This is a genomic window from Streptococcus sp. S784/96/1, from assembly GCF_902729355.1.
GTDB classification, from domain to species: Bacteria; Bacillota; Bacilli; order Lactobacillales; family Streptococcaceae; genus Streptococcus; species Streptococcus caledonicus.
The window spans coordinates 1-8,959 of sequence record NZ_CACVCC010000053.1 but is presented as its reverse complement, the minus strand read 5'-3'; the positions used below and the strand labels follow the sequence as shown (position 1 = coordinate 8,959).

At 39.6% G+C, this 8,959-nt stretch carries 9 protein-coding genes; all 9 read left to right on the top strand.

Going from position 1 to position 8,959, the window contains the following annotated elements; genetic code table 11:
• On the top strand, positions 1 to 944 hold a 944-nt coding region (locus tag GZ996_RS11230; protein WP_202922624.1), incomplete at its 5' end, for a glycoside hydrolase family 3 C-terminal domain-containing protein.
• Between the two features lie 15 nt (positions 945 to 959).
• The gene (locus GZ996_RS11225) at positions 960 to 2,570 is read left to right on the top strand and encodes a glycoside hydrolase family 43 protein (protein ID WP_162012100.1); all 1,611 of its coding nucleotides are present in this window, start codon (positions 960 to 962) and stop codon (positions 2,568 to 2,570) included.
• A gap of 7 nt (positions 2,571 to 2,577) precedes the next feature.
• Positions 2,578 to 3,498: an alpha/beta hydrolase gene (locus tag GZ996_RS11220; RefSeq protein WP_443255858.1), complete on the top strand. Its 921-nt coding sequence runs from the start codon at positions 2,578 to 2,580 to the stop codon at positions 3,496 to 3,498.
• Between the two features lie 43 nt (positions 3,499 to 3,541).
• Positions 3,542 to 3,895 carry a hypothetical protein gene (locus GZ996_RS11215; protein WP_162012099.1) on the top strand — a complete coding sequence of 118 codons (354 nt, stop codon included), beginning with the start codon at positions 3,542 to 3,544 and terminating at the stop codon, positions 3,893 to 3,895.
• Positions 3,896 to 4,092: 197 nt separating this feature from the next.
• Positions 4,093 to 4,956 carry a sugar phosphate isomerase/epimerase family protein gene (locus GZ996_RS11210; protein ID WP_162012098.1) on the top strand — a complete coding sequence of 288 codons (864 nt, stop codon included), beginning with the start codon at positions 4,093 to 4,095 and terminating at the stop codon, positions 4,954 to 4,956.
• Positions 4,957 to 4,966: 10 nt separating this feature from the next.
• Positions 4,967 to 5,398, top strand: coding sequence for a C-glycoside deglycosidase beta subunit domain-containing protein (locus GZ996_RS11205; protein ID WP_162012097.1), 432 nt, complete (start codon positions 4,967 to 4,969; stop codon positions 5,396 to 5,398).
• Positions 5,399 to 5,417: 19 nt separating this feature from the next.
• Entirely contained in the window at positions 5,418 to 6,230 is an 813-nt protein-coding gene (locus GZ996_RS11200) for a Cof-type HAD-IIB family hydrolase (protein WP_162012096.1), read from the top strand.
• Positions 6,227 to 7,192 carry an ROK family glucokinase gene (locus GZ996_RS11195; RefSeq protein WP_162012095.1) on the top strand — a complete coding sequence of 322 codons (966 nt, stop codon included), beginning with the start codon at positions 6,227 to 6,229 and terminating at the stop codon, positions 7,190 to 7,192. Before GZ996_RS11200 ends, GZ996_RS11195 begins: the two co-directional genes overlap by 4 nt.
• Positions 7,193 to 7,396: 204 nt before the next feature.
• Positions 7,397 to 8,725, top strand: coding sequence for an aminopeptidase C (gene pepC, locus GZ996_RS11190; protein ID WP_161979990.1), 1,329 nt, complete (start codon positions 7,397 to 7,399; stop codon positions 8,723 to 8,725).
• The last annotated feature ends 234 nt before the right edge of the window (positions 8,726 to 8,959 follow it).

Below are 8,959 nucleotides of genomic sequence, written 5' to 3'. Positions count from 1 at the left end.
ATAAAGCTTCAGAAGTCTCTGGTGCTTGGGCGATTAGTTTTCGAGAAAAAGATGGTATTTCTCTTGTCGAAGGAATCACGAAAGAATTTCCTAATAGCCGCTATTTTGAAGTTGGAGGTCTTGAGACGCCAATTAATGAAGCAATACTCCAAGAAGCTTTTGACTACGCAGATGTCGTGGTCTTGGTAGCAGGTGAATTGGTTTCCATGTCTGGAGAAGCAACGTCGCGAGCAGACATTTCATTGCCAGGTGAACAGAGTAAACTTTTTGCGGCTCTGGAGAACCTCGACAAGCCAACCGTTGCCATTTTGATGAATGGCCGTCCGATGGCGGTTGAAAAAGAAGTTGGTCAAGTGGATGCAGTAATTGAAGCGTGGCATCTGGGAATTCAAATGGGGCATGCGGTGGCGCGCACACTTTCAGGAGCCAATAATCCAAGTGCACGTCTCACGGTTTCATTTCCGAGAGTATCAGGACAGTGTCCAGTTTATTATAATCACCCCAATACAGGTCGTCCAGCTGGCCGAAGCAAGTTCACATCTAAGTACATGGATATCGAACAGGGGGCGCTCTATGATTTTGGTTATGGCTTGAGTTACTCGCGCTTTGCATTTGAGAATGTTGTGGTAAAAGAAACAGCTGAGAGTATTCAAATCATACTTGATGTTAGTAACACCAGTGACCGAGATGGCGAAGAAGTGGTACAACTCTATGTGACAGATAAGGTTGGTTCTCTTGTTCGTCCAGTGAAAGAGCTTAAAGGGTTTGAGAAAGTTACGGTTGCCTCTAAGGAAAAAGTGACAGTAGAGCTCCGTGTTGATAAGAAAGACTTAGGTTTTTGGAACAATCAGGGTCATTATTGCCTTGAGGATGGCGACTTTATTTTTACAGTTACTGATGGCAATGAGAATAGTGAGAGCTTTGAGTTAAACTTATCATTTTAAGAGGAGGAGTCTGAGATGGTAACTGTTACAAATCCTATTATTTCCGGTTTTTATCCAGATCCTAGTATCTGCCGTGTCGATGAGGATTATTATCTTGTCTGTTCTAGTTTTGAACTTTATCCAGGGATTCCGATTTTTCATAGCAAGGATTTAGCTAATTGGGAATTAATTGGGCATGCTCTAACGGTAGATAACGATTTTTATGTTCGTGCTAATAGCTATACTGGAGGTGTCATGGCACCAACCATTCGTTATCATAATGGTTTATTTTACATCATTGTAATGAATTATAGCATTGAACAAAATATCATTGTAACTGCAGAGCATCCTTCTGGACCTTGGTCTACCCCACATTTACTTCCAGATGTTCCAGGGATAGATGCTTCACTTTTCTTTGACGACGATGATAAAGCTTACATTATTGGAACAATTGAAGAAGATGGTAAACGCTATCTTTACTTAAATGAATTTGAACTAGCTAGTATGTCCTGTATTGGTGAAAGATATCTCATTTGGGACTCAGCCCTACGTAATGCTAGTGCTCCGGAAGCACCACATCTTTATAGAAGAGATGGGTACTATTACCTAGTGATTGCAGAAGGAGGGACAGAGTATTTCCATGCTGTTACAGTAGCAAGATCTAAAGTGATTAACGGATGGTATGAGGGTTATGCAGGTAATCCAATCCTTACCCATCGCCATTTAGGAAAACAGGCGGCGATTACTAATATTGGGCATGCTGATTTAGTTGAAGCAACAAATGGTAGCTGGTATGCTGTCATGCTAGGGTCACGTCCAGTTGGGGGATATTATAAAAATCTTGGTCGTGAAACCTTCCTGTGTCCAGTAACATGGGAAGATGATTGGCCTCTCCTTGCTTCGGAAACTGGGAAAGTTGAGTCGACTTATGAACTTGATTTACCCGAGTTTAAAGTCAAGTCGTTTGATAATCCGTTTATAGCAGATTTTTCTAATAAAACGCTAGCCCCAGAGCTTGTATTTTGGGGGACACCGTATCAATCCTTTTGGACATTAGAAAACAATACTCTCTACTTAGCTTGTTTACCGAGACCGGCAGGACGGCAGATGATTAGTTTATCCGAGGATGCACCAGATGCTCAGTATCATGATAATTTTGCCTTTATTGGTTGTCGTCAGCGACATGATTCTTATGAAGTTGAAACACAGCTTTCTTTTACCCCACAAGATAAAGAAGCAGCTGGTTTGTTGATCCTTCAAGGGAATAATCATCATTATCGCCTTGAAAAAGTTCAAGAGAATGGACTTTCTTTTATCCAGGTGGTGCGATGTACAACTCAGATTGATGTGCCGATTTACAGGCCACATTTTAAGAGTTATACAAGTGAAGAAGTATTAGCTAAACAAGAGGTAGCTCGAGGTAATTTATCGTTGAAAATTGTCCAAAATAAGCAAACGATTGACTTCTATGTTGGAACGAATACAGATTCTTGGAGCTGTATATTAAGTGGCGCTGATGGCAGTGTGTTAGGGCCATCATCTCTTAATGGTATGACAGGTGTTACACTTGGTATGTTTGCAACGGCTAATGGCAAAGAGTCAGAAAATAAAGCGACCTTTACGACTTTTGCTTATCAAGGGAAATAGGAGAACTATGGAAGAGTTGAAAGATTTAATTGCTCGAATTGATGCCATTGAAGATCCGATGGAGAGAATTAGAGAGTTAAATAAGTATTTAAAAGAAAGTGATGATTTACGGGACAAAGGTTTGCCACGTAATATTCCAGAAGTAGAACGCATTGATAATATTGCCTATGGAGCTGTGCCTAAATGGCAAGAGCTAGACATTTATCTTCCCAAAGAACGTTCTGGTAAAGTGGCAACCATCATACACATCCACGGGGGTGGCTGGACTTATGGCACTAAGGAAACCTACCAGTTCTTTGGGCTAGAATATGCCAAGGCAGGTTTCGGTTTTGTTAACTTTAACTATCGATTACCACCAGATGTTATTTTCCCGGGTGAGTTAGATGATGTCAATCTAGCGATGCATTGGGTGGCTGAACATGGCGCTCAGTACGATATTGATACTGACAATATCGTTATCATGGGGGATAGCGCAGGTGGACAAATGGCATTGCAGTATGTCACCATTTTGACTAATGACAGCTATCGAGCTAAATTTGGTTATGAGAAACCGAACTTTACAGTGAGAGCAACTATAGTAAATTGTGCAGCTAGTTTCCTAACACGACCGGAAGTGCTTAGCCCACCGACTAAAGTCTATTTCACAGAAGATGTTTTAGCGCAAAAAGTAGAGATGCTTGAGACCGAAAACTATATGACGACAGATATGGGACCGCTGTTGCTAACAACAGCTAATGCTGATATGCTTTTAGAATCCAATGCCCGACTAGATGGCTATCTCCTTGCTAAAGGCATTAACCATGAATTTAAATGCTACGGTGATATGGAAAATCCTCGCCATCATGTGTTTAACTATAATATTCGAGATACTATTGCAAAACAATGTAATCAAGACATTACAGCTTTCATCCAAAAACACATTAACTAGGTGATTAATTTGTGATAATATATAATAAAATGAGGTAATCAAAATGAAAGATAATATTTACTTTAGCCAAGATTCACACTTACGTACAGTTAGTAGCTTCTATGAATATGCTAATAAAGTGCTTGAACGTAGCTATGACCAAGATAAAATTATTGAGTGGATCAATGACCATGAAGAACTTCTGGGAGATAAAAAGGTTTGGCTTTTGACAGGACATGCTTATACTAAAAGTTATGATGACTGGGAGGCTTGGGTTCTTGAAAACGGCTATGATGTTGTTATTGATTGTCGTGGCTGGGGACAAGTTTTGATTGGTGAAACGAAGTTTCACTATGGCAACATGAAAAAAAGCCTTGAAAGTAAAGGTGTGATCGTATTAAGTTTGTCGAGGGATTAGTAAATAGAGCACAATAAAGAGGTTCAATTTGAGCCTCTTTCATGTTTACAAAATTTAATATAGGATGGTACTTTTTTAATGTTTTTCGTTGCAACATGGCAGTTTATCTCAAAAAAGGTGTAACCATATTTGAAAATCTTACAAGACCATTGCTTTAAAATTTTTTATAATACAGGTAAAAAATAAAGGAGTCAGATATGGCTAATAACATTAAACGTGGTGTTGCTGTCTACAGCTACTCTGGGGAATATGGCAAAACCATGAACCTTGAGGATTGCTTTAAGGATATGCATGACATGGGAGCAACTGGTATTGAGATTTTGGCTAATTCTCATATTGATAGCTATCCGGAGCTTTCTGATGATTATTTGGAAAAATGGCAGAGCCTTTGTCAGAAGTATCAGATAGAGCCAGCGGAGTATGGTCACTGGGTTGATACCAGACTTTACAAAGACAGGGAAATGTCTTTAGAGGAAGCGCGTGAAAAACTCATTAATGATTTCAAAATAGCTAACAAATTAGGGTTCAAAATTCTTCGAACGAAAATGGGAGTCATCAATGGTGAGTTAGCACCTGTTGAAAATTGGCGTGAGATTATCAAGAGCGTCTTACCTGAAGCTGAAAAATATGATGTCATCATGTGTCCAGAAATTCATTTGACAACAGTACTGGCGGATCAGTTTGTACAAGATTATGTGGATTTCATCGAGGAAACAGGAACGAAGCATTTTGGTTTAAATATTGACCTAAGTGTATTTCAAAATCGTTTTGACGTTCCAGGTGTTCTTGTTTTCAATCCCGATTGCAAACATTCGTTGCCAGAAGAAATTATTCCACTCTTACCCTATGTGAAGTGTATTCATGCTAAATTTAATAAGATGGATGATGATTTCAATGAATTGACCATTCCATATCCAGAAATTTTATCTATTTTGAAAGAACATAACTGGGAAGGCTACTTGCTCAGTGAATACGAAGGTGCCAATAAAGAAGTCGAAGGCTACGTTTCCCAAGAACTTCGTAAACACCATGTTATGATGAAACGTATTTTAGGTCATTAAGGAGAATGTCATGCTAGAATCAAATGTTATTCAATATCGAGGGTTTCATAATATTGTAGAGAATGGAGAAGTCGTAGGTTTTCAAGTCTGTGTACGTTCGGATTATTACCGAGGGATTTGGCTTAGCCAACTAAGGCCAGGAAAACTGATTGTTGATGGTATCACGTACACCAATGATCAAGTGATTTGGGAAATTAATGGTAAGGAGTACACCGTTTCTGAATTAGCAAAAGCTTCTAATGACTTCTGGCGTATTACGGATGTAGCAACGCTAAAAGTATATCAAAAAGGTGGACTTGCCCAAGGTTTCCATAATGTTTCGGTGCGTTTTGCGGCAAGTTGCTCTTACATGCCACCGTTTTTGGATCAATTTGATGAAAATGGTGATGAAACCAGTTTTAATGGTGGAACTTACACAAGGGAGAAGATGATTATTGTGTAAAGGAGAGAAGATAAACAACTTGAAGATTATCGCGACAGATTTGGATGGAACGCTCCTTAATAGTGATTTGAAGCTATCAAAGCGTAATAGCGAAGCATTGAAACGGTTGAAATCTCAAGGGGTTCGTATTGTACTCTGCACAGGACGTCCCTTTGATGGGATGAAGCACCTGATTGGTGACCTCGACCTTTCAGGGGATGACTATTGTATCAGCTATAACGGCTCACTGGTGCAAAGCTGTGATGGAAAGAAAGTTCTGCACGAGGCGAATATTTCAGCTCATGATTTCCGAGAGATAGCAGCCTATTTTGCAGGATTTGGTCTAGGTGTCCATGCCATGACACGGGATAAGATGTACACTTATGACAAGTCGCTTCATCCCTTAACTGTCAGAGAATCTTATTTGGGAAATCTTCCCATTATAGTGTTTGAAGCTGGAGATGTTGTTACTGAGAAGATTATCAAGGTGATGGCTGTAGGTAATCCAGAGGCTTTGGAAAAAGCAGAGCAGGGGTTCTCGCAAGCTATTAGCGCCAGCTTTTCCTTAAATAAAAGTGAAGCCTTTTACCTTGAAATCATGCAAGAGGGTGATAACAAAGCAAGAGCTTTAAAAATTTTACTAGATAAACTTAATTTATCATCAGAGCATCTGATGGCTTTTGGGAACAATTTGAATGACTTAGAAATGCTTACTTTTGCCCAAGTAGGTGTAGCAGTTGGGAATGCCGCTACAGAGTTGAAGGAAGTAAGTGACTTTGTTACTGAGACTAATGATAATGATGGTATCGCACAGTTTTTAGAACGGTATTATGTACGAAAGGAAGAGTTATGAAAAAAATTATCGGAATAGACCTTGGTGGAACGAGTGTTAAATTGGCGATTGTTTCACAAGAGGGAGAAGTTTTAGCAAAATGGTCAATTAAAACCAACACATTGGAGAATGGTAAAGCCATTATCCCAGACATTATTCAGTCCATTATGGAATATTTAGACCTATATCAATTGACAGCTGATGATTTTGTTGGTATTGGGATGGGATCACCTGGTAAAGTTGATGCAGTATACAAAACCGTCATCGGTGCCTATAATCTCGGTTGGTCAGATATTCAAGAGGTAGGAAAGGCATTTGATGAAGCCTTTGGATTACCATTTTATATTGGAAATGATGCCAATGTAGCAGCCCTCGGGGAACAATGGAAGGGAGCAGGAAAAGGAAATAGTGATGTTGTTATGTTCACGCTTGGAACAGGAGTTGGCGGAGGTATTGTTACCAATGGTCAATTGGTCACAGGAGAAGGCGGAGCAGCAGGAGAAATCGGTCATTTGACCGTTGATTTAGACTATTTAACTCCATGTACCTGTGGTAAAAAGGGCTGCCTTGAGGCGGTTGCTTCAGCGACAGGGATTGTGAACTTAGCTCATCGTTTTTCAAGCGAATATGAGGGTGATTCACTGATTAAAGCTGGTATTGATAATGGAGATGAGGTGACTTCGAAAGAGATTTTTGATGCTGCAAAAAGTGGAGATGTTTTCGCCAATATGGTAGTTGATCAATTTGTTAGCTATTTAGGTCTTGCTGTATCTCACATTGCCAATACCTTGAGTCCAAGTCATATTGTTATCGGAGGCGGCGTATCAGCAGCAGGAGAGTTTTTACGAAAAAAGATTGCGACTAAGGCATATGATTTCACCTTCCCACAAATTCGTGAAACTTGTCACATTGTCCTTGCGGAATTAGGGAATGATGCAGGCATTATTGGTGCAGCACAGTTGGTGAGGTTAGAAGCAGAATAGATATGGTATAGGTGGTACAACAAACTTTCAATTAATCATTTCATAAAAAACGCTTGGAGCTAGGACTTTTAAAGGTTCTGGTTCTTTTTGCCTAGAAAATATCAATAGGCGTTCTATAACCATGTATCCAAAATTTTCAGAAAAGTCTTGCAATATTTGGTGAAAGGCATATAATGGGACTGTAATAAGAAAAAGGAGTAATTTATGTCAATATTAACGAATGATTTTACGGAAAAATTATATGCTGACTACCTAGCTAATCCTAAGTATCAAGCTGTTGAAAATGCTGTGACCAATAATGGTTTGCTCAAATCTCTTCGAACACGTCAATCTGCAATTGATAATGACTTTACCTTTTCAATTGATTTGACGAAAGATGCTGTCTCTAATCAAAAAGCCTCAGGGCGTTGCTGGATGTTTGCAGCGTTGAATACGTTTCGTCATAAACTCATCAACCAATTCAAATTAGAAAACTTTGAATTGTCGCAAGCTCATACTTTCTTCTGGGATAAGTACGAAAAATCAAACTGGTTTTTAGAACAAATTATTGCGACAGCAGACCAAGAATTGGGAAGTCGCAAGGTGAAGTTTCTCCTTGATGTGCCACAACAAGATGGTGGTCAATGGGATATGGTTGTAGCACTTTTTGAAAAATACGGGGTTGTGCCAAAGTCAGTTTATCCAGAATCCGTGTCATCTAGCAATAGCCGTGAGCTTAACCAATACTTGAATAAATTGCTTCGTCAAGATGCCCAAATTCTTCGTGAAGCTGTTCAAAATGGTGAGGATGTTCAAGCTAAGAAAGAAGCTCTCTTACAAGAGATTTTCAATTTTCTAGCGGTTAATCTAGGTTTGCCACCACGCCAATTTGATTTTTCTTACCGTGACAAGGACAATAATTTCCATACAGAAAGGCAAATCACCCCTCAAGATTTTTTTGATAAATATGTCGGCTTGAAATTATCAGATTATGTTTCTGTCATCAATGCGCCAACAGCTGATAAGCCTTATGGGAAATCTTACACCGTTGAGTTGCTTGGAAATGTCGTCGGAGCACCTGCGGTTCGTTACCTTAACCTTGGGATGGAGCGCTTCAAAGAGCTTGCTATTGCACAAATGAAGGCAGGAGAAACTGTCTGGTTTGGTTCTGATGTTGGTCAAGTGTCAGACCGTCAAGCAGGTATTATGGCGACAAATACTTATGATTTTGATGCGGCTTTGGATATTAGCTTGACTCAGGATAAGGCTGGTCGTCTTGATTACAGTGAAAGTCTGATGACGCATGCGATGGTCTTGACTGGAGTGGATTTGGATGACAATGGCAAACCACTTAAATGGAAAGTCGAAAATTCATGGGGAGACAAGGTCGGTGAGAAAGGCTACTTTGTCGCTTCAGATGCCTGGATGGACGAATATACTTATCAAATCGTTGTCCGCAAAGAATTCCTCACCGAAGAAGAATTAGCTGCCTATGAAGCAGAACCACAAGTCTTAGCCCCTTGGGACCCAATGGGAGCCTTGGCAGGCAAATAAGCGTTGTTATATTTTATTGAAAAAGTATTTTAACAAGAGGCTGGGCAAAAACTAGTTTCAGAACACAAAAAAAACGGGCATTTCCGCAGTTGGAGATGCTCGTTTTTTTATGCCATGGTTTATAATTATAATAACCACAAAACAACTAGAAAGCCATGACTATGTATAAAGAGTATAACACAAATCAATTGAGTTTGGAACTAAATCTTGCTTACGATATCCCCATGAATCATG